Below are 20,787 nucleotides of genomic sequence, written 5' to 3'. Positions count from 1 at the left end.
CAGCGTGGCCTCGGGCACTGCCGGTCCGCTAACGAGGCACTAACACACCACTAACGAGCCGGGGTGCGCGGCACGCCGGTCACCCCGGAGATCGGCGTGACCAGCCGGTATTCGGGGTGTGTCGCTCAGAATCGCAGAGAATTCCCGAGTTGCGGATACGCCACCGCCAGGTTCGGCCGTTCCGTCGATCGGGATCACCGGTCCCACGCGTCCCGGCAGGCCCACCGGACCCGCTGAGCTGCCGGTTCGCCGGCCCCGTCACGCCCCGTGCTCGCTCCTGGTAGGCATCGAGGGCCTGGTCAAGGGAAAGGGCTCGGGTGGCGGTCACCAGGAAGCGCCCGGCGCCCCTTTCCCCTGGCGGCCGCCCCGGTGTCCCCAGCGGTTGCCCCCTCCCCGCCCGCCCGGTCGACGGCCGTTGCCGGCCGGCAGCACCGCCCGCACCGAGGCCGTCAGGACGGAGGCGTCCCGGCCCGCTCCCCGGTAGGTGGCGCAGGCGATACGGCACTGGACACAGGCGACGGCGGTGCTGTCCGGACCGGAGGCGAGACCGGGCCCGGCGTAGGCGAGGATGCCGACGGGGTGCCCCGCCGCGGCCGGCGCGTCGACGAAGGCGACGAAGGCGGCGAGCGGACCGGGGCTGCATGACGAGGACCCGCAGCACAGCACGGCGATACCCGCCATGCGGCGCTGGTCGACGCGGTCGCCGACGGGGACGGGGACGGCGAGGCGGCAAGGCGGCAAGGCGGCAAGGCGCATCCTGCAGGCCCGACTCGACGGGACACCGGCGCAGCCGCTGGGCCGCTGACCTGCGTCGCACGGCCCGCGCACGGGAACCCGCCGATTACCGCTGAGCCCCCCGCATTGGACAGGATGGGCGGCATGACCGAGATCCGCACCCCCCGCCTCATCCTCCGACGCTGGACCGACGACGACCTCGCCCCCATGGCGGACATCAACACGGACCCGGAGGTCATGCGCTGGATCGGCGACGGCTCCGCCCTGAGCCTGGAGCAAACCGCCGAGGAGATCGAGGGGTGGGAGGAGGAGTGGGACGACGAGGGCTTCGGCCTCTTCGCCGTCGAATTGCTCGCCTCGGGCGAGCTGGCCGGATGCGCCGGTCTGTCCGTACCCGGATTTCTCCCGGAGGCAGCACACGAGGTGGCGATCAGCTGGCGCTTCGGACGGCAGTACTGGGGCCAGGGCTACGCCTCCGAAGCTGCCCAGGCCGTGCTGGAGTTCGCCCTCCAGGACCGCGGCCTGGACCGTGTCATCGCCGTCAACCGGCTCGGCCACGAGGCCTCGGACAACGTCCTGCGCAAGCTCGGTATGGCCGTCGAGCGAGAGGCGACGCACCCGGAGTACGGCCATGCGCTGACGGTGCACAGCATTGATCTCACGGAGTACCAGGGCTGAGCGGGGCATAGGGCGCGGCGGCCCAAAGTCGAACGGACCGCCCACGCTCCATGCACCGTACGCCGTACGCCGTACGCCTGAGTCAGCCGGTGGCCGCCGACGGCTGGGCGAGGTCCAGGTCGAGGATCTCGTGGGCGCCGCCGACGAGGGATATCGGGACGGCGTGCGGTGGGTAGCCGGCCGCCGCGAGGGTGTAGTGCGTGCCGATCAGGTCGGAGAAGGCAAAGGCGCCGTCCGGGCCGGTGACGGTGTGCCCCGCCACGGTGCCCTCCCCGACAAGGGTCACGGCGGCATCGGCGAGCGGCCGGCCGTTCGGGCCCCGTACCGTTCCACGGACGGTCGCGGTCGGCTGCAGGCGGACGTCCTGCCGTTCCGGCTCGCCGCCGGACAGTTCGACGGCACGCGCCTGCGGCTGGTGGCCGGGGGCACTCAGCACCAGGGTGTACGGGCCGGGCGGCACAGGGGCGAGGTCCCAACTCCCGTCGGTGCCGGAGGCCGTACGGGCCACCACTTCGCCACCGGCGTCGGTGAGGACGATGCTCCCGCCGGCCGGCGGGGCGCCTTCAGGGTCCCCGAGCAGCATGCCACTCAGCCGGCCGGTGCCCGCGAGTGTCAGATCGACCTGGGCGGAAACGTCCTCGCCGCGGTACATGGCCGAGGCGGCATACGGGGCGTGGCCGGGCGCGGCGCCCGTGAGGACGTAGGTGCCCGCCGCGGGGGCCGCGAGCGCATAGCGCCCGTCGGCGTCGGCGGTGGTGACCCCGGCCTGCCGGCCCTGGCGGTCGATCAGAGTGATGCTCGCGCCCGGTATCGGGGTGCCGGAGGTGTCCAGGACCCGGCCGGCGAAGCCGGAGCGGGTCCCGGCCGGCACGGCAGGCACGGCAGGCACGGCCGCAGCGTCGGCATCGGCACCGACCACGACCTCGGCACCGCTGTCTCTGATATCGCCGCTGCCACCGCCTTCACCGCTGCCACCGCCTTCACCGCTGCCACCGCCTTCACCGCTGTCACCGCTGTCACCGCTGTCACCGCTGTCACCGCTGTCCGTATTCTCCGTACTCTGCGCGACCAGGGTCGGACGGGATGCCTTACCCGGCGAGGGCAGGAAGGACGCCAGGACGACACCGACGAGGACGGCGGCCGTGGCGATCAGGAAGGAGACCCGGAAGCCGGCCATCGTGGGCACCGTGGCAGGCCCCACGCGCTGGGACATATGGGCCAGCACCATCCCGATCACCGCGCTGGACACCGAGGTACCGATCGAACGCATCAGGGTGTTCAGACCGTTGGCCGCCCCGGTCTCGGACGGGTCGACGGCGCCGATGATCAACGCGGGCAGCGAGGAGTACGCGAGGCCGATGCCGGCGCCGACGACCACCGCGATGATGACGGTCTGCCAGGGGGCATCCATCAGGCCGATGCCTGCGCCGTAGCCGATCGCGATGACCAGCATGCCGAGCAGCAGCGAGACCTTGGGTCCGCGACGGGCGGCGATCCGCGCGTACAGCGGGGCGACGAACATCATCGTCAGACCCAGCGGCGCCACGCACAGGCCGGCCACCACCATGGACCGGCCGAGGCCATAGCCGGTCGACTCGGGCAGCTGCAGCAGTTGCGGCAGCACCAGGGAGATCGCGTAGAAGGCCACACCGACGGTGATCGAGGCGAGGTTGGTCAGCAGCACCTCGCGGCGGGCGGTGGTCCGCAGATCGACCAGAGGGTCGGCGATGCGCAGCTCCATCACGCCCCACAGCACCAGGACCAGGGCCGCGACACCGAACAGACCGAGGGTGGTGGGCGAGCCCCAGCCCCAGTCGCTGCCCTTGGTGATGGGCAGCAGCAGGGCGACCAGTCCGGCCGACAGCCCGAGGGCGCCCGCCACATCGAAGCGTCCCCGGGCACGCACCGCGCTCTCCGGAACGACCAGGAGGGTGAGCAGCATCGACAGCACGCCGAGTCCGGCGGCGCCGAAGAACAGGGCATGCCAGTTGGCGTGTTGCGCGACCAGGGCCGCGGCCGGCAGCGCGAGTCCGCCGCCCACACCGATCGACGAGCTCATCAGGCCCATGGCCGAACCGAGCCGTTCGCGCGGCAGCTCGTCGCGCATGATGCCGATGCCGAGCGGGATGGCGCCCATCGCGAAGCCCTGGAGCGCCCGGCCCACGATCATGGTGAGGAGGTCACTGGTGAATCCGCAGATCAGCGAGCCGACGACCATGACCGCAAGGCTGGTGAGCAGCATCCGCCGCTTGCCGTTGAGGTCACCGAGGCGTCCCATGATGGGTGTTGAGACGGCACCCGCGAGGAGGGTGGCCGTCATCACCCACGTGGCGTTACTGGGCGCCGTGTTGAGCAACACGGGCAGGTCCTTGATGACCGGCACCAGCAGCGTCTGCATGACCGCGACGACAATGCCGGAGAAGGCCAGGACCGGGACGATGCCACCGCGGTTTCTGCGGTGCCCGCCCGTGGCTGCGTCGGGCACCGGGGGCACGGCAGCGGTGCCCGCCGTCCTGCCGGGTAGCTGGTCCGTCGTCGTCTGGGTCATACGTGCGGCCTCCAGGGCGGCAGAGGTGAGCATCCGTGGGAGTGGAGTGGAGTGGGAGCGCGGTGAGCGTCGGCGGGAGTGAGGGTGATGGAGCAGGGACGGGGGGAGCGGCAGATGTTCGGGATGTGGATGTGGGGCATCCCCGGGCACCGGCACGATCAGGCCATTGATACGTGCATGCCGAACGTTTTATCTCGGGGGCTTATTCCGGCACACCGGCCGGCACCCCACCCCGGCGGCCGTGATCTGCCTCACGCCACCCCGCTCCTGACGCCTCTTCGCCCCGCCCATCGGACCTCCCCCGGCCACGCCTTCACTGCGGAATCCGCCGAATTCACTGAACCCGCCGAACCCGCCGAACCCAGTGAACAGCACGCCACTGACAATCCGCCGGGGAACGACGCCCGCGCACCGTTGCCACCACTCACGGCGTATCGCTCACCGCTGCACCCGTCAACGGCGAGAGGCGCCGCGGGCCCACCGCGACGCCTCCGGAGTCATGCACGCCTCTCTACCCGCACGCGCGCACCTCAACAATCAATACCGTCTGCGCGGTATGTTCTTGCCTCCCAAAAGGGGGAAACAGTCCGGATTACCCGGACCCCGCCGCCCAGCCCTTTCCGGCTCGACCCGGCCGGCCTGGTCAACTCACCGCAACCTCGGCCTCCGCGTCGACCAGGACTCTCCCCTGCAGAGCGGCATCGAGTTCCGCACCACGTTCCGGGTCGAGTCTGAGCTTGGCGAGCACGGCCGGCACCGCAATGCTGGGGAGGGTGTGCTCGAAAAAGACGGTCAGGCGGTGACCGAGGTCGGCCTGGTTGGTCAGGGCGTTCGACATCAGCTGCAGACCGGCGAACGCTCCGACGAAGAGCTCGGCAGTCTCGGGCACAACGACACTCTCCAGGACTTCGCCCCGGTCCCTCGCCTCACCCAACAGCTCTTCGACGAACCGGGTCCAGGCAATCATCGACTGCTTGCGGTCGAGGTGGTTGGAGCCCTGCTCGACCGCAAGACGGGCCGCCCCGCGCTGGATCGGGTCGCTGCGCAGCCGGTACGCCAGCACCTGCCCCGCGTCGACGAACTCCTGCAACTTGATCTTCTGCGGCTGCACGGCGATGTCCAGCACGTGCTCATTGAGCACCGCGAGCGCGAGCTGCTCCTTGGAGGCGAAGTGGAAGTACAAGGCGCCCTTCGTGACGCCGGCGCGCTCCAGGACTTCGGCAATGGTCGCGCGGTCGTAGCCGAGGTCGTCAAAGACCGAGGCGGCTGCCTCCAAGATCAGTCGCCGGGTCCGGATCGCGCGGTCCTGCTGTGCCACAGGACACCTCCTGTCTCTCGTGTTTTCCGTTTCCGTATCAGTTAGCTACCGCTCAAGTCGCCCCCGAGTTAGCCATTTACTCCAATTCCCCGTCCGGCATTGAAAATAAAACCGGATGGTACGTATCTTAACAGCGCCGTACCTCATCCCGTAGAGACGCCTGGGGGCACTCATGAGCGACACGATGCACGTCAGCGGCACGGTTCAGCCCAGGGCTCCACACCAGACGCACGCAAACCGGAAGCGCACCGACACCGGGCATCGCCGCGATCCCTGCGTCCCCCAGGAGTTCGTACACCGCCCCTTCGTCGACGACATTCTGGTCACCTCATGGCGCCGACTGGACGACTCCCGCTTCTCGCTGACGGCCCAGTGGCCTCACGATCACGGGTACTTCACTCCGGTGCACGGCCACCACCATCTCATTCTCACCGGCGAGACCATTCGCCAGGCAGGGTTGCTCCTGTGCCACACCGAACTCGGCGTCCCGGTCGGCCACCACTTCATCCTCGGCGACCTGGTATACACAACTCGCCCCGAGCACCTGGCCGTTGGTGACGGACCCACCCGGCTGACGGTCCAGGTCACCTGCAGCAGGATGCGCATGCGGGCCGGCACGCTGAGCAGTGGCCACTTCAATATGACCATCCGCAAGGCGGGCCGGATCGTCGCAACGGGCCATTCCGACGTCACCGTCGCCTCCCCTGCCGTCTACCGCCGGATCCGCGGCGAGCGGCTGACCGCACGCCACGCCCCGGGCCCGCTCCCCGCACCCGTCCCGCACCAGTTGACGGGCAGCACCAAGGACAACGATGTCCTGCTCTCCCCGACCGGCCGGCCAGATCAGTGGCACCTACGCATCGCGCCCGGCCATGCCGCGATGGTGAATCCGGCGAACGATCACATTCCGGGAATGCTGTTGCTCGACGCCGCACAGCAGGCCGCCCGGGCGTTGACCGCGCCCCGGGCCTTCGTGCCGTACGCCTTCGGCACCGAATTCCGCCGCTACGCCGAGCACGGCCTTCCCTGCACCCTCGTGGCCCAGCACGTCCCGTCCGCGCTGCCCGCCACCACCACCGTCCGGGTCACCGGCTCCCAGGAGGACGAGCCGGTGTTCGTCTCCACCCTGACCGCACTGGACGCCCGGCGCTGAGCGCACGACTCATGCGCACCGCACTTCTCGACGAGCACTCACACCTCACCAGCCACCGGGCCACCGGGCCACCGGGCCACCGGGCCACCGGGCCACCGGGCCACGTGATATCAGCATGTCATGTGCGGCGGCTGTTGAAGCACGGGCAGCCGGCTTCCGGGCAGCATTACCGCACAGCAATCGACAGTAACCTGCGGCAGCACGCCCGCAGGAAAAAAACGAAAGGCCGAAAATCGATCATGGGTGACCTCAACGGAAAGACCGCGCTGGTGACGGGATCCAGCCGGGGCATCGGCCGGGGCATCGCCCAGCGCCTCGCCGAGGACGGTGCGCTGATCGCCGTCCACTACGGCAGCAATGAGGCGGCGGCCAAGGAGACGGTCGAAAGCATCACCAGCGCGGGCGGCCGGGCTTTCTCCGTCCGCGCGGAACTGGGACTTCCCGGTGATGCCGACGCCCTCTTCGCGGGCTTCGACACCGAACTCGCCGCCTGCGGCGCGGAACCCGGCCTCGACATTCTCGTCAACAATGCGGCGCTCAACTTCCCCGGGCACATAGACGCGGTGACCTACGAGGAGTTCGACCGCACCATCGCGGTCAACACCAGGGCCCCGCTCTTCATCATCCAGCAGGGGCTGCGGCGGATGCGCGACGGCGGACGCATCATCAACATCTCGTCTGCGGTGACGAGTATGGCGCACCCGAGGCAGCTGGCCTACAGCATGTCCAAGGGCGCGATGGACACCCTCACACACACCCTCGCCAAGGACCTCGGTGAGCGCGGGATCACCGTGAACACCCTCTCTCCCGGCTGGGTCGAGACCGATGTGACCGCGGCGCGGCGGGCGACGCCCGAGGGGGAAGCCGCGCTGGCGGCCTATTCGGTGTTCAACCGGATCGGCCGGCCCTCGGACATCGCGGACGTCGCCGCGTTCCTGGCCTCGGACGACTCGCGTTGGATCACCGGCCAGCGCCTCGATGTCACCGGCGGCTCGATGCTCTGACCCCGTGACGGACCGCCCTGGGCCCGGCGCTGAGCCGCGGCGTCATCAGGCTTCGCGACACGTCGTCAGGCGTCATCAGGCTTCGCGACGCGTCGTCAGGCGTCGTCAGGCGTCGTGGAAGACCAGGCCCAGGGAGTGCCGGTGGCCCGAGCGGACGATGCTCACACCGTGGCGTACGGCACCGGCCGACCAGCCGCGGGCGGAGCGTACCGGGCGGTCGCGGGTCGTGAAGACCAGACCGTGGCCCTGCTGCAGGACGGTGGTGGTGGCGCGCGACTGTGCGCGGGGCCGCTGCTCGACGAGCAGGAATTCACCGCCGGTGTAGTCGGTGCCCTGCTCGTCCAGCCCGATGACTACCTGGAGGGGGAAGACCATCTCCCCGAAGATGTCCCGGTGCAGCGCGTTCCAGTCGCCCGTCCCGTAACGCAGCAGAATCTGCGAGGACTTGGTCTGCCCGGCGTGATGGCACAGGGTGAGCCACTCCCCCAGGGTGTCCGGCCAGGGGGCCGGTCTGCCGAGCTTGTCCGCCCAGTCACGGGCCGTCTGCAGCAGGTGCGGGTAGAACGCCTCGCGGAGGGCCCGCACCGGTTCGGGCAGCGGATCGGCGAAGTAGCGGTACTGGCCCGAGCCGAAGCGGTGCCGGGCCATGTCGACGGTCGAGCGGAAGCGGGCGGTCTCGTCGTAGAGCGCGATCAGGGCGCGGCAGTCGGCAGGGCTGAGCAGGCGCGGCGTCACCGCGCAGCCCAGGGTGTCGAGTTCACCGGCCAGAGCCGTCCAGTCGGCGGCCGCTACCCGCTCGGCGAGCGCAGTGGGACGGGTCCGGCGCTTGGTGCTCGTGGTGACCGTGGTGCTCGTGGTGGCCGTGGTGGTCATGGCGTGCTCCAGGGAGTCTTCGGACGGGGCTGCTCACGGGGAACGGGCGGTGCGGGACCGGTCCGCCCGCGGCCGGGCCGGGCTCAGCGGGCGTCCGGTGCGGCCCCCTCGATACCGAGGAGCTGCCGCTTGAGGACGGGCCCGCCCGCGTATCCCGACAGGGATCCGTCCGCGGCGATCACTCGGTGGCAGGGCCGGACGACGAGCAGCGGGTTCGCGCCGATCGCCGTGCCGACGGCGCGCACCGCACCCCGCGCCGCACCGATCCCGGCCGCGATGGCCCCGTATGTGGTCGTGGTGCCGTACGGAACGTCCTCCAGGGCCTGCCATACGCGCTGTTGGAACTCCGTGCCCCGGGCGTCCGCGTAGGCGATACCGAAGCGGGTCAGCTTCCCGTCGAAGTAGGCGCGGAGCTGGCGGGCGATCTCGGCGAAGGCGTCCGGGTCGTACGTCCAGCCGTCCTGGACGGTCGCACCGCCCTTCTGGCCGGGCATGCTCAGCGAGGCGAGCGCGGTGCCGCCCGGTGCGGTGGCCGACTCCTCGCCCACCAGGAGGAGTTCGCCCAGTGGGCTGTCGAGGGTGGTGTAGAGCGTCATGGTCCTGTGCTTTCCGTGGTGGAGGGGCGGGGGTGCGCCGGTTCTCCGGCCGGCGCGTTCCAGAAGTGGTGCATGGCGTACGAGCGCCAGGGGCGCCAGGCGTTCGCCCGCGCGGTCAGGTGCGCCGCCGGGGCTCCGGCCCGGCGCATTCCGGCCAGTACGGCCACATCGCCGGCCAGCAGCACATCAGGGTCCCCGAGGGCTCGCATCCGGAGGTAGCCGGCCGTCCATGGGCCGATGCCACGCAGGCCGAGAAGCGCGCGTTCGACCGCGTCCCGGTCGGCTCCGGCGTCCAGCGTGACCGTGCCGTCGGCGAGCGCGGAACCGAGGGTGCGCAGGGTGGTCCGTCGCGACTGGGGCATGCCGAGTTCCGTGAGCGAGGCTTCCGCCAGGTCGTCGGCGCGGGGGAAGAGATGGGTGAGCGCACCGGACGGCTCCGGCAGCGGTTCGCCGTACGCGGCGACCAGCGCACCGCCGAGAGTGCGGCCGGCCGCCACCGACACCTGCTGGCCGAGCACGGCACGGACCGCGAGCTCGTCCGCGGCGGCAGCGCCCGGGGAGCGCAGTCCGGGATGCCGGTCCACCAGCCGCGCCAGGACGGGGTCCTCGCCGAGCCGCTCGGCGACCGCGTACGGGTCCGCGTCCAGATCGAAGAGGCGGCGCACCCGCTGCCCGGCGGTGGTGAGATCACGCAGTTCGGTGAGGCGCAGCCGGCAGTTCAGCCAGCCGCCTCGGGTCGCCTCGTCGACCTCCGCGATACCGGTGCCGTGCGGCAGTCGCAGGGTGCGCCGGTAGGTGCGGGCGCCGGGCTCGCCGCCGACCTCCTCGATCCCGGTGATCGCGCGCTGCTGGAGGTGGTCGAAGAGCTGCCGTGCCGCGTACGGGCCCCGGAAGGCCAGCCGCAGCGGCAGCACCCCGGGCGTGGCACACGGCGAAACCGGAGCACCTCGGGCCGCCTTCCCGGGGCGGCCGGCGCGCAGCTCGCCCGGCGTGAGCGCGTAGATCTCCTTGATGGTGTCGTTGAACTGGCGCACGCTGGCGAAACCGGCGGCAAAGGCGATCTCGGCGGCCTGCAGGCCGGTGGTCTGCAGCAGGACCCGCGCGGTGTGGGCGCGTTGCGCCCGCGCCAGCGCCACGGGGCCGGCGCCGAGCTCGGCGTTCAGCTGTCGCTGCACCTGCCGGGCGCTGTAGCCGAGCCGGGCCGCCAGCCCGGCGACCCCTTCCCGGTCCACCACACCGTCGCTGATCAGCCGCACCGCCCGCCCGACGACATCGGCGCGGGCATTCCACTCCGCCGATCCGGGCACCGCATCGGGGCGGCAGCGTCGGCAGGCGCGGAAGCCGGAGCCCTGGGCGGCCGCGGCAGTCGGGAAGAAGGCGACATTCCGGCGTTGGGGTGTGGTGGCCGGGCAGCTCGGCCGGCAGTAGATCCCGGTCGTGGACACCGCGAAGAAGAAGGCGCCGTCGAATCTGGCGTCCCTGCTGCGCACCGCCTCGTACCTGCTGTCCTCATGCCTCACAGAGTCCACTGTGCAGCAGGTCAGGCGAGGGTGCTGGCGGAAATCGGACGGCGCGTTCGGGCCCTGCGAAGGCGCCTCGCCCGGTCAGGCCGGCGGCATCGGCCAGTCGTCCAGCGAGCCGCCGCGCCATTCGACGAGCCGGGGATCGTCCAGCGCGATGTCCTCGGCCGAGCCGGCGACCCCCGCCCGGCGGAGGAATTCGGCGACATCGCCACGGCCGTGGGCCAGGCCCACGATCTGCCCACGTACGGTCACCCGTCGGCCACCGGAGGGGGTCGGCGGGTGCACGATGACAGGCGGATGCTCGGACATGCATCCAGCGTGCGCCGGGCTCCGTGCTCGCGCATTTCGACAGCCGCCGTGAGAATCATTCCTTGCCCCGGCAAGCCTCCACCAGGCCCGCCGGGTGGCAGGGGGCACGAACGGGCAGCTGCTCGGCAACGCCCCGGAACCGACCTCCGCGACGACATCATGAGGCCCACCGTGAACAACCCGCTCGACTCCGCCGAGTTCTCCCGGGACCCGTATCCGCTGCTCGCCGCCCTGCGAGCGCGCGGTCCCGTGCAGCAATTACGGACCGACAACGGCCGTACGACCTGGGTCGTCACCGGCTGGGCGGAGGCCCGGGCGGCGCTGGCGGATGCCCGGCTGTCGAAGGACACCGCCCGCTACTTCGCCGACCGGCCCGACAATCGCCAGCTGGCCCCCGCCGTCAGCCGCACCATGCTCGCCACCGACCCGCCGCACCACGGCCGGCTACGGAAGCTGGCGATGAAGGCGTTCACTCCGGCGGCCGTGGCACGGCTGGAGCCCCGCATCCGCACGATCGCGGAGGAACTGGCCGCGCGCGGGTCGGCAGACCTTGTCGAGGAGTTCGCCGTGCCGCTGCCGATCACGGTGATCAGCGAGCTGCTGGGGGTACCGGAGCCGGACCGTGCGGCGGTCCGGCGCTGGTCCCATGACCTGTTCGCCGCGGCGGCCCCGGACACCGTGGACCGCGCGTCGCACGCCCTCAGCGACTATATGACGCGGCTTATCGCGGCCCGGCGCGCGGACCTCGAGGACGACGTCCTCAGCGGTCTGATCGCCGCCCGGGACGAGGCCGACCGGCTGTCCGAAGCCGAACTCGTCTCCCTGGCCGTGCTGTTGGTGGTCGCGGGTCACGAGACCACCACCCATCTCATCGGCAACGGCATGGTGGCCCTGCTCCGGGACGACGCACTCCGTTCCCGGCTCCGGGCCGATCCCGGTCTGCTCCCCGCCGCGGTCGAGGAATTCCTGCGCTACGACTCCCCGGTCACCGTAGCGACCTTCCGCTTTGCCACCGAACCGTTCGCACTCGGTGGTGTCCGGGTCGGCGCGGGAGATGTGGTTCTGGTGTCCCCCGGAGCCGCCAATCGTGATCCGGCGCGGTTCGTCGCGCCGGACGAGGTACGGCTGGACCGCCACCGCCGTGCGGGACGGCCGGACCGAACCGACCGTCCCGACCATCTCGGCCATCCCGGCTGTCCCGGCTATCCCGACCGTCCCGACCATCCCGGCCATCCCGGCTGTCCCGACCGTCCCGGCTGTCCCGAGCACACCCGGCTCCACGGGGAGCCCGAGGGGACCGAGGCGGCAGACGTGACAGACGTGACAGAGGGGACCGCGTGGATTGAGGGGATGGAGGGGATTGAAGGGACCGACCGCCCGGGTGGTCATCTCTCGTTCGGCCACGGTCCGCACCACTGCCTCGGAGCGCCGTTGGCCCGCGTCGAGGCCCGCATCGCCTTCGAGGTGCTGCTGACGCGTTTCCCCGGCATCCGGCCGGGGGTGGACAGTTGGGATGCGCTGAACTGGCGGCGCACGCGCTTGCTGCGCGGACCGGCGAACCTCCCGGTGATCCTCGACCGGTGAACATGAACACGGGTGAACACCGATGAACACGCGTACGCGGCCATGCGCTGCCCCGTTCCCGCTCACCCCGCGGCCTCCCCTCCCCCGCGAGGCGCGCCCGGAACGAACCGGCGCCGTGACCGCAGTGCACAGTCACGGCGCCGACCGGAGGGGCGGGGCGCCGCCCGGCCCACCGCGCGCACGGGGGCCGGTGTCAGACCTTGAGCGGCTTGATCGCGGTGGGTGCATGGTCCGGCTCGGTGGCGATGTCCTCCCACTCCTGGACACTGGCGATATCGCTGCCGCTCATCGAGATGTTGGTGATCCGCTCCAGGATCGCCTCGACAACGACCGGGACGCGGTGCTCGGCGGCCAGCTTCTTGGCCTCCTCGAAGGCGGCACCCAACTCGCCCGGGTCGGTGACGCGGAGGGCCTTGCAGCCCAGGCCCTCGGCGACCCTGACGTGGTCCACGCCGTAGACGCCCAGCTCCGGAGCGTTGATGTTCTCGAACTCCAGGTTGACCTGGAAGTTGATGTCGAGGTTGCGCTGCGCCTGACGGATCAGGCCCAGGTACGCGTTGTTCACCAGGACATGCACGTAGGGGATCCGGTGCTGGGCGCCGACGGCCAGCTCTTCGAGCATGAACTGGAAGTCGTAGTCGCCGGAGAGGGCGACGACCGGTGTCTCCGGGTCGGCGGTGGCCACCCCCAGCGCGGCCGGGATGGTCCAGCCGAGGGGGCCGGCCTGGCCGCAGTTGATCCAGTGGCGCGGCTTGTAGACGTGCAGCATCTGGGCGCCGGCGATCTGGGAGAGGCCGATGGTGGTCACATAGCGGGTCTCCGGCCCGAAGGCCTTGTTCATCTCCTCGTAGACGCGCTGCGGCTTCATCGGGATGTCGTCGAAGTGCGTACGGCGCTGGAGCCGGGCCTTGCGCACCTGGGTGGACGCGGCCCAGTCACTGCGGTCGGGGAGCCGGCCGGCGGCCTTGAGCTCCCTGGCCACCTCGACGAACAGCTTCAGCGCGGCCTTGGCATCCGAGGCGATGCCGTAATCCGGGGCGAAGATCTTGCCGATCTGGGTCGGCTCGATGTCGATATGGACGAACTTTCGGCCCTGGGTGTAGACGTCGAGCTTGCCGGTGTGGCGGTTGGCCCAGCGGTTGCCGATGCCCAGGACGAAGTCGGACTCCAGGAAGTTGGCGTTGCCGTAGCGGTGCGAGGTCTGCAGGCCGACCATCCCGGCGTTGAGCTCGTGGTCGTCGGCGAGGATTCCCCAGCCCATCAGGGTGGGGACGACCGGGGTGCCGGTGAGCTCGGCGAACTCGACCAGCAGCTCGGCGGCATCGGCGTTGATGATGCCGCCACCGGCGACGATCAGCGGGCGCTCCGACTCGTTGAGGAGCCCGAGGGCCTTCTCGACCTGGGCGCGGGTCGCGGTCGGCTTGAAGGCCGGCAGCGGCTCATACGTCTCGGGGTCGAACTCGATCTCCGTCAGCTGGACATCGATCGGCAGGTCGATCAGGACCGGACCGGGCCGCCCGGAGCGCATCAGGTGGAAGGCCTGCTGGAGAACGCCGGGGACCTGCGCGGCCTCCATGACCGTGGTGGCGGCCTTGGTGACCGGCTTGGCGATCGCGGCGATGTCGACGGCCTGGAAGTCCTCCTTCTGGATCACTGCGGTCGGCGCCTGGCCGGTGATGCACAGGATCGGGATCGAGTCACCGATCGCGGAGTAGAGGCCGGTGATCATGTCCGTGCCGGCCGGGCCGGAGGTGCCGATGCAGACGCCGATGTTGCCCGGATGGGTCCGGGTGTACCCCTCGGCCATGTGCGAGGCGCCCTCGACATGGCGGGCCAGCGTGTGGTCGATCCCGCCGGCGCCCTTGAGCGCTGCGTAGAAGGGGTTGATCGCGGCACCCGGCACTCCGAAGGCGTGGGTCACGCCCTCCCGCTTGAGGATCTCCACCGCGGCACGAGCGGCTGTCATTCGAGGCATCGAGTACTCCTGCGTCGACCTGTCACGGGCAAGCTCCAGCGAGGGGCCGGAGGAGAGGAACTTCCGCATCATGGAATCAATGTTTTGCTCTACGGAAGGAACGTAGAACGCGGCGACCCACGCGTCAAGGGGAGACCGGGCGTCCGGCGCGGAAGGTCGATGGGGAGTCGCGGGCGCGGGCGGGCGGGCAGATGACGCGCCGCTGACGCGCCGCAGAGGGGGGAAGGCCGAGGACGAACGGGCCGACAGGCGAAACGCCGGCACACAGACACAACGGCACACAGACGCAACGGCGCGCAGAGACACACGAGCGACGAGCGGCGAGCGGCGAGGCGACCAGCAGCGGCCGCACGAGGACACGACGAAGCCCCACCGCAACCCCCTGCAGTGGGACTCCCTTACCGAAGGCAGTGATTACCGCCGGAGAGCCCCCCGCGTCACATACGGCGACCAGCCCATTCTTCGAGTCTTCGAGTGCCGTCATTCAACGGGGCGGCTTCGGCGACACCGGGAAGCAATGCACCGTTGCCCCCTGAAGCAGTGAGGCCGCAACTTCGATACCACCGTTGCCGCACCCTGCCCCACCCCTCCCCGAGAGCTGCGGCGACGTTAAAGGCCTCACCAACTCATGACGTGACACTCACCCCCGCCGGCAACCACACCAGCAACCACACTGACGACCAACCAGCAGCCGCACCGGCGATGACAAGCCGGGCATCACCCGCTGGTTGAAGGTTGTATGAGCGCTTTTCGGTACCTCGCGACCTTGCCGCACCCCCCACGGGAGCAAGGGCGGTCACTTCGGCACCAAGCCGCGCACCGCACCGGCACGGCAGGCGGCACCACAGGCGACACGGCAGACGGCACGGACCGTTCGCCCCTCCATGTCCGCATACGGGGCCGCGCGAATGTGCCGCGGCTCACGCCCTCCGCATACGCCGACCCCGTCACACGTACCGCATGCCGCCTGGGCGCAGCCCGAACCGGTGTCCTTTCCTCCCGCGCATTCACCCCCACCCCGCCGCATATCCCCGACCCGTCCCCGGTGCATCCTCAGCACATCCCCAGCGCATCCCAGATATCCCCGGTCACCCCGAGTCGATCTTTCCCGTATCTCCCGGAACCGTATTCCGACGCTCGGCAGGAACGGCACGCAAAAGACCCCGCCCGACGACCGGGCGGGGTCCACGCAAAAGAAAACTACACGCGCCTTACGGCACGTACGCCTCAGCGGATCGGCATTCCCGAAACCGTCCGGGCAATCACCAGTCGCTGTATTTCGCTGGTGCCCTCGAAAATGGTGTAAATGGCGGCTGATGCCAGTGTGCGGGTACCGCAACCTGGGCATTCGAGGGTCTGACCTGGGCTTTCACTGGCGATATCGTCGCGTTCAGTCGGGTCCACTGGGTCTTCAATCGGATTCGCGGTGCAGACCTGTCTCCCAAATCTCTCCCAAGCCCGGATCTCACCCTCTCTTCACGAGTAAGGGAAGATGTCAGCGAGCCCCCCTCCATACACGGGAGGGGGGCTCGCCTGTGCCGGGCAACCGAGGGGGCCACCCATTCGATCGCCCGACACGCTCATGGGGGCATCGATTTAAATGCCCGCGGGTCGCCTCCGCCATCGAAGGGTTCACTCCATCGAGTGAACACGCGTTCGAATCTAGCGCACAGCCCGAAGTCCTGGGGCGCCAGGCGTCCGTAGGGCCGCTATCAGCGGAGATCACTCAGGCTATCTGCTACGTAACAGGTTCAACAGGGTCTCCTACCGTTGCGATCCCAAGATCGCGACCGGGGATGCCATGGATGCGCCGCACGACCAGCTAGCAGCGACACTGCGGCACGGCATCACTGAAGGCGTCTACCCGCCCGGCTCACGCTTCCCTTCCGTGCGCGCCATCGCACGCGACCGCAAGGTCGGGCTCGGAGTCGCCTACCTCGCCGTCGAGGCGCTCCGTTCGGAGGGATTACTCGAAGGGCAGCCCCGCCGCCGACTCACGGTGGCGCACCCTGTAGGTGTGCGCACCCTCGCCGACCCTGACGCCCCGTGGCCCCATAACCAGGGAGACGTCGAACGCAGCAACATGCGAGCCGACGCCGACCTTGCCGTGCGCCTCGGAGTCGAGCCGCGCACCGTGCTTCAGCGAGAGCGGGTCGAATTGCTGGACCCGGACGGCCGGCCCGCGATGGTCGTCACAACCTGGCGCCGCGGCGCACGGCGCCCCCATGCGAGCCACCGCGTTACGGTCCGCACGGAGAGGATGACGCGACAGGACGCAGATCTGCTGGGGCTCGCCGCGGGCATCCCTGTGCTCGTGGTCCAACGAACGAGGTATAGCGCGGATGGGGCACCCGTTGAGGTAGCAGATCTCGTACTCCCGTCGGATCGCTGGCAAGTCAGCCTGTAGCTGTCGACTCGCCGACCATCCTCCGCAGATTCGCGTGGCATATGCAACAACGCTACGTGGCGATCCAGTAACAGCCTCTTGGGTGACCCGTGACATCGACGCAAAACGCCGCCCCGCTCCGGGCGCTGTTCCGGGGCGGGGCGGGGAGTGCAGCGCTACCAGCGTGAGCGCACACAGTGAATGTGATGGTTCAACGATACGGCTGACCCCTGACAAACAACGGGCCCGCGACGGGGTCACGCGGGATTCGGCGCCGACCGGATCGCGGATTGGTCCGGGGCGGCCGCATGAACCTAGAATCGAACGCATGAGCGACCTGCCGCCGGATCTGCCACGCCTCCGCGTACTGGAGACCTGGCTACACCTCACCCTCAAGGAGGTCCGGCAGGCCATCGTCGTCGCCCAGCAGCGCGAGGCCCAGCAGCAGCGGACCACCCCTCCCCCGCCGCCGGACTGGGTGGTGCAGCCGGGTATCGGTCGCGACGCCCACCCCGTCGCCGTCCACGTCGGCGGCTGTGGCGCCGCCGGGCAGCGGGCCCGACCGATCTCACGCGAGCAGGCAGTCCGCGCGCTCACCGAGGGCATCGAGGCATGCGGCCTGTGCCGGCCGGACACGGAGCTCGGCATCCTCTGACCTGCGCGCCACAGCACGACGACGCAAGCTGGAGGGATGCGGGACCACGCGCCGATCGTCGTACATCAGCTGTCCGCCACCGGCGGCCGGCGAGTCACCGCGCGCGGCGAGATCCTCGGGCTCGCGTACAGCGACGACGACGTGATCGAGTTCCTGCGCCGGGCTGGGCTACCCGCGGCCGAGGAACTCCTCGACGACGCAGGTTGGGTCGAATGGCGCGGCGGGCACCCGCACGACTGGGGCGGCAGCTGACAGCAGAAGGCCCCGCCGCGACGGGGGGACGCGGCAGGGCCCGGAATCAGTGTGGCAGGTATGAGCCGTTAGCTGGCGAACTCGGCCTCCAACACGGCCGCGATCCCCTCGTCGTAACCCTCGCGCACCGGCACCAAGTCCTTGCGGCCGGGCGACTTAGCGATCCCGAAGTACGCCTCGATGTGCTGCATCGGAGTCCCGTCCTCAAGCACCGCGGCCATTGCCGCCCGTCGCAGGTCGAGCACATCGACATCCAGCCCAGCCTGTTGCATCGCATCCCTGAACAGACGGTGCACAAACCAGTGGTATTCGAGCCCGAGTAGCAGCGGCTCCCCCAGCTCGGCGTTCTCGCCCTCCAGGTGCTCATCCAGTGCAGATGCGGCCGACGGGGCGATGCGGATTGTCCGCTCGCGTCGATCGCTGCGGATGGTCAGCCTGGGCTCGACCCCTGGGGTCCAATCCAAAATCCGCAGTCGCTGTACCTCACCAGGCCGCAGCCCCACCAGCAACATCAACGTCGCGGCGGCATGTAGCTCGACGTCACCCGAAACGGCTGTCAGTGCGGCGCGCGCGAGAGCGGTAGTCGGCAGTGGGCGACGCGCTCTCGCGGCTGCCACCTTCCCCGCGGTCCATCGCACTGCGGTCTCGCGGCTCTCGAACTGGGCGCTACGCATGCGGCTCCTTCCGCTGGTGTGTGGCGACATCATTCCGCGCTGGCCGCCGGTACGGAGGCAGAACAGCAAAGCGCCCCGCCGACGAGGGCGGGGCGCAGGAGCCGGTGCAACACCTTGGGGAGGTAGCGCGGCCGGCACGCACAGCATGGACCGTGGCGCGCCTTGAGGGGAAGGGGGTGGACGCGGATCATCCGGAACGCCGGCGGCGCGTAGGGCTGCTGAGCTAGGCGTCCTCGCGAGGCTTCTTGCTGCGACGACCCGTTACGGTCCCCTTTGCGATCTGGTCCACGCAGGGGTAGGGGGACAGGACCGCGACGGGTTTGCCATGTCGAGTAACGACCAGCGGCTGGGCGGTTTCTACGACGTGCTTCAGGAGCCCGCCCGCACTGTTGATGAAGCTAGTAACGCCTACTGTCTCTGCCGACCTGTCCCCCAGCTCGGGAAACCAAGGCTTCCCTCGCTCGTTGTAGCGGGGAAGTTTGTCCCGGATCAGCTTGCGTTCCTCGGTAAGTGCCGAGGCGGAGTCGACATGCAACTCGACGTCCGTCATGGCCACCTCGGGCCACCAGGGCTTGTCCGCGCGGTGCTGACGAAACCGAGTCTTCGGATCTTTCGTGACACCGACGTAGATGAGGTGATCCTCAGCGTCATAGAGACGATAGAGCGCGACTCTTTCACTCACTGGCACCCACCTCCGGCCGGCGCGGGGGCTTCGCATCGGGGCGCTGGACGTACCACTCCATGTATAAGCGGAGTTCGGCTGATCGGTCGCTATCAACGCTCGCTGCTGCTGCCCCGAAGTCCGACCAAAGCTGGTCAGGGATCTGACGGATCCCGCGAAGTTTCTCGCTGTGCTTGTTGGCCATGAGGGAATCCTTGCAGGGTGGTTGACCACCCGTCAAGCCTGTGCCACTCTAGGTACGTCGAGGTGGTTAACCACCTCTGATCGGCGGAATCACCGCTACCAACACCAAGGAGGGCCCCATGGCCGCCACCTATGAGCCCCGCCACGGCGACCGCGTCCGCATCGAAGGACACGGCGTCAACTACCGCGGCGAGACCCGGTCGTTCATCTACGAGGGCGTCATCGACCGCCCCTACCCCGACCTGCCCGGATGGCGCCTCCGCGGCACCAACCTGCTGACAGGCGCGGACTGCGACAAATGGTTCTCCTCCGACGAGCAGATGAACGACGGCCAGCCCGGCTACGCGCAGACCACCCGCCCCATCCCCACCGAGGGGATGGCATCGTGACCGGCTTGCCCCCTGGCGGCGGACGTCGCCTCACCCCCAACGGCAATGACGGTTACACCGTCACCGAGTTGCCCGTCGAGAAGCCCACCGAGGACGAGCACCGTGCATTCACCCGGGACGGCTACTACGGCCTGTCCCGCCTGGAACTGATGCGCCGCCTCCGCGAAGCCGAGTGGGACGCGGCCGAGTGGAAGCGCCAACTGGAGGAACATCGCGCGGGCGTCGGCTATCAGCGAACCGCCGACGCCCGGACTCTGGCGCGAGTGGCCGGGCTGGTGGACGTCCGCCGCAAGACACTCCACATGTGGGACCTGCGCTGCGCCCTCGGCCTCGTCCCCTGGGAGGAGCAGCAGGCCGCCTCTGACGACAACGCAACCTGATCCCGGTCCAGCCCGGGTGGCGCAGTGGCAGACGCAGCCGCCTTAAAAGCGGCCCCCCGCGGGTTCGAATCCCGTTCCGGGCACCCACCACCTCGCACGCAGGAGGATGCGTTGATCCTCGACCCCGCCGTGGAGAACCTCCGACACGGCTACACCCTCGACGACCTCGACCGCCTCGCCCGCACCGTCCTCGTCATCGACCGGTGGCGCACCGACATCAACACCGCCGACCGGTACGCAGCGATCCACTTCGCCATCACCGAACAGATCCTCACCGCGGACGAGCCGCCCACTGGCGGCGATCTCATTGCGTGCGGACTGCAGGCAGCCAATCGGTACGTCCGCACCGAAATGCACCACCATGGCTACAACCAACGCGACACCGCCGCTGGCCCCGGAGCGCTTCCCGGCTTCCAGCGGTACTGGCAGCAGTCCGGCCGCACCCCGTGGGACGAACGATTGATGGAGTCCCTGACCCTCGCGCAGATATGGCCCTGTCTCACCCTCGCCCAGCAACAGGCGGTCATGGCGCTCGCCCTCACCGGCGACCACCAGGAGGCGGCCGACTCGCTGGGGCTGACGCTGACGGCATTCTCCGGGCGGCTGAAGACGGCGCGCCGCAGGGTCTTCGCGCTCTGGTACGAGCACGAGACGCCACCGCGGCGCAGGCGGCTCGACAAGCGGGTACTGGCCCGGTCCGGGGCGTGGCAGGGCCGGCGTCTCCTCACGGAATCGGATCTGGAGCGGCTGCGGAGCCGACGCAACAACGGGGCCACCCTCCAGGCCCTGTCGGATGAGACCGGCTACTCCAAGGCGGGCTTGTCCAACCTGCTCAACGGCAAACGGAAACCCGCACCAGATCGCCAGGAGGAGGCATGACGGACGCAGGG

General features: G+C 69.8%; 21 protein-coding genes, 1 tRNA gene and 1 pseudogene. 12 read left to right on the top strand and 11 right to left on the bottom strand.

From position 1 onward, the window contains the following. Window positions 1–324: 324 nt before the first annotated feature. Entirely contained in the window at window positions 325–741 is a 417-nt protein-coding gene (locus ACF088_RS08130) for a hypothetical protein (RefSeq protein WP_392374570.1), read from the bottom strand. Window positions 742–879: 138 nt separating this feature from the next. Here ACF088_RS08130 and ACF088_RS08125 point away from each other — a divergent pair, with 138 nt between their 5' ends. Next, window positions 880–1,413, top strand: a complete 534-nt coding sequence (locus tag ACF088_RS08125; RefSeq protein ID WP_392374569.1) for a GNAT family N-acetyltransferase — start codon at window positions 880–882, stop codon at window positions 1,411–1,413. 82 nt (window positions 1,414–1,495) lie between these two features. On the opposite strand, the gene ACF088_RS08120 is transcribed toward ACF088_RS08125, so the two are convergent. Further along, window positions 1,496–3,961 carry an MFS transporter gene (locus ACF088_RS08120; RefSeq protein ID WP_392374989.1) on the bottom strand — a complete coding sequence of 822 codons (2,466 nt, stop codon included), beginning with the start codon at window positions 3,959–3,961 and terminating at the stop codon, window positions 1,496–1,498. Between the two features lie 643 nt (window positions 3,962–4,604). Next, window positions 4,605–5,279: a ScbR family autoregulator-binding transcription factor gene (locus ACF088_RS08115; RefSeq protein ID WP_392374568.1), complete on the bottom strand. Its 675-nt coding sequence runs from the start codon at window positions 5,277–5,279 to the stop codon at window positions 4,605–4,607. 172 nt (window positions 5,280–5,451) lie between these two features. Between ACF088_RS08115 and ACF088_RS08110 the strand changes: the two genes are divergently transcribed. Further along, window positions 5,452–6,432: a ScbA/BarX family gamma-butyrolactone biosynthesis protein gene (locus tag ACF088_RS08110; protein WP_392374567.1), complete on the top strand. Its 981-nt coding sequence runs from the start codon at window positions 5,452–5,454 to the stop codon at window positions 6,430–6,432. Between the two features lie 239 nt (window positions 6,433–6,671). Beyond that, window positions 6,672–7,436, top strand: a complete 765-nt coding sequence (locus ACF088_RS08105) for an SDR family oxidoreductase (RefSeq protein ID WP_392374566.1) — start codon at window positions 6,672–6,674, stop codon at window positions 7,434–7,436. A 105-nt stretch (window positions 7,437–7,541) separates the two neighbouring features. Here ACF088_RS08105 and ACF088_RS08100 read toward each other — a convergent pair whose 3' ends face one another. The 4 genes from ACF088_RS08100 to ACF088_RS08085 form a co-directional block, all read right to left on the bottom strand. After that, entirely contained in the window at window positions 7,542–8,309 is a 768-nt protein-coding gene (locus tag ACF088_RS08100) for a 2OG-Fe(II) oxygenase (RefSeq protein ID WP_392374565.1), read from the bottom strand. Window positions 8,310–8,392: 83 nt separating this feature from the next. Next, entirely contained in the window at window positions 8,393–8,905 is a 513-nt protein-coding gene (locus tag ACF088_RS08095; protein ID WP_392374564.1) for a methylated-DNA--[protein]-cysteine S-methyltransferase, read from the bottom strand. Beyond that, entirely contained in the window at window positions 8,902–10,425 is a 1,524-nt protein-coding gene (locus ACF088_RS08090) for an AlkA N-terminal domain-containing protein (RefSeq protein WP_392374563.1), read from the bottom strand. The genes ACF088_RS08095 and ACF088_RS08090 overlap by 4 nt, the downstream gene beginning before the upstream one ends. An 84-nt stretch (window positions 10,426–10,509) precedes the next feature. Further along, complete coding sequence (locus ACF088_RS08085) at window positions 10,510–10,737, bottom strand: hypothetical protein (RefSeq protein WP_392374562.1); 228 nt, start codon at window positions 10,735–10,737, stop codon at window positions 10,510–10,512. Between the two features lie 171 nt (window positions 10,738–10,908). On the opposite strand from ACF088_RS08085, the gene ACF088_RS08080 reads away from it, so the two are divergent. After that, window positions 10,909–12,321, top strand: a complete 1,413-nt coding sequence (locus tag ACF088_RS08080; protein ID WP_392374561.1) for a cytochrome P450 — start codon at window positions 10,909–10,911, stop codon at window positions 12,319–12,321. A 193-nt stretch (window positions 12,322–12,514) separates the two neighbouring features. Here ACF088_RS08080 and gcl read toward each other — a convergent pair whose 3' ends face one another. Beyond that, window positions 12,515–14,296: a glyoxylate carboligase gene (gene gcl / locus ACF088_RS08075; protein ID WP_392374987.1), complete on the bottom strand. Its 1,782-nt coding sequence runs from the start codon at window positions 14,294–14,296 to the stop codon at window positions 12,515–12,517. A gap of 1,801 nt (window positions 14,297–16,097) precedes the next feature. On the opposite strand from gcl, the pseudogene ACF088_RS08070 reads away from it, so the two are divergent. Next, a pseudogene (locus tag ACF088_RS08070) lies at window positions 16,098–16,238 on the top strand (hypothetical protein); the annotation flags it as partial. 24 nt (window positions 16,239–16,262) lie between these two features. Here the strand turns inward: ACF088_RS08070 and ACF088_RS08065 are convergent. Next, window positions 16,263–16,532 carry a hypothetical protein gene (locus ACF088_RS08065; protein WP_392375023.1) on the bottom strand — a complete coding sequence of 90 codons (270 nt, stop codon included), beginning with the start codon at window positions 16,530–16,532 and terminating at the stop codon, window positions 16,263–16,265. On the opposite strand from ACF088_RS08065, the gene ACF088_RS08060 reads away from it, so the two are divergent. The 3 genes from ACF088_RS08060 (at window position 16,482) to ACF088_RS08050 (ending at window position 17,589) form a co-directional block, all read left to right on the top strand. Next, on the top strand, window positions 16,482–16,703 hold the full coding sequence (locus ACF088_RS08060; protein ID WP_392374985.1) for a UTRA domain-containing protein: 222 nt from the start codon (window positions 16,482–16,484) through the stop codon (window positions 16,701–16,703). The genes ACF088_RS08065 and ACF088_RS08060 overlap by 51 nt on opposite strands. Window positions 16,704–17,010: 307 nt before the next feature. Then, window positions 17,011–17,337, top strand: a complete 327-nt coding sequence (locus ACF088_RS08055) for a DUF6233 domain-containing protein (protein ID WP_392374560.1) — start codon at window positions 17,011–17,013, stop codon at window positions 17,335–17,337. A gap of 36 nt (window positions 17,338–17,373) precedes the next feature. Next, window positions 17,374–17,589: a hypothetical protein gene (locus ACF088_RS08050; protein ID WP_392374559.1), complete on the top strand. Its 216-nt coding sequence runs from the start codon at window positions 17,374–17,376 to the stop codon at window positions 17,587–17,589. Window positions 17,590–17,657: 68 nt separating this feature from the next. Here the strand turns inward: ACF088_RS08050 and ACF088_RS08045 are convergent, their stop codons facing one another. Together ACF088_RS08045 and ACF088_RS08040 are read right to left on the bottom strand one after the other, a co-directional pair. Further along, entirely contained in the window at window positions 17,658–18,263 is a 606-nt protein-coding gene (locus ACF088_RS08045) for a hypothetical protein (protein WP_392374558.1), read from the bottom strand. Window positions 18,264–18,486: 223 nt separating this feature from the next. Next, complete coding sequence (locus ACF088_RS08040; protein ID WP_392374557.1) at window positions 18,487–18,945, bottom strand: type II toxin-antitoxin system prevent-host-death family antitoxin; 459 nt, start codon at window positions 18,943–18,945, stop codon at window positions 18,487–18,489. 302 nt (window positions 18,946–19,247) lie between these two features. Here ACF088_RS08040 and ACF088_RS08035 point away from each other — a divergent pair, with 302 nt between their 5' ends. The 4 genes from ACF088_RS08035 (at window position 19,248) to ACF088_RS08020 (ending at window position 20,776) form a co-directional block, all read left to right on the top strand. Then, the gene (locus ACF088_RS08035; protein WP_392374556.1) at window positions 19,248–19,517 is read left to right on the top strand and encodes a hypothetical protein; all 270 of its coding nucleotides are present in this window, start codon (window positions 19,248–19,250) and stop codon (window positions 19,515–19,517) included. Further along, entirely contained in the window at window positions 19,514–19,897 is a 384-nt protein-coding gene (locus tag ACF088_RS08030) for a hypothetical protein (RefSeq protein ID WP_392374555.1), read from the top strand. Before ACF088_RS08035 ends, ACF088_RS08030 begins: the two co-directional genes overlap by 4 nt. A gap of 10 nt (window positions 19,898–19,907) precedes the next feature. After that, window positions 19,908–19,980, top strand: a tRNA-Leu gene (locus tag ACF088_RS08025). Between the two features lie 28 nt (window positions 19,981–20,008). Next, window positions 20,009–20,776, top strand: a complete 768-nt coding sequence (locus tag ACF088_RS08020) for a helix-turn-helix domain-containing protein (RefSeq protein WP_392374554.1) — start codon at window positions 20,009–20,011, stop codon at window positions 20,774–20,776. Window positions 20,777–20,787: the final 11 nt, after the last annotated feature.

The organism is Streptomyces sp. NPDC015125, assembly GCF_043080045.1.
Lineage (GTDB): Bacteria > Actinomycetota > Actinomycetes > Streptomycetales > Streptomycetaceae > Streptomyces.
The sequence above is the reverse complement of the archived record's forward strand: the minus strand, read 5'-3'. Positions and strand labels throughout refer to the sequence as shown.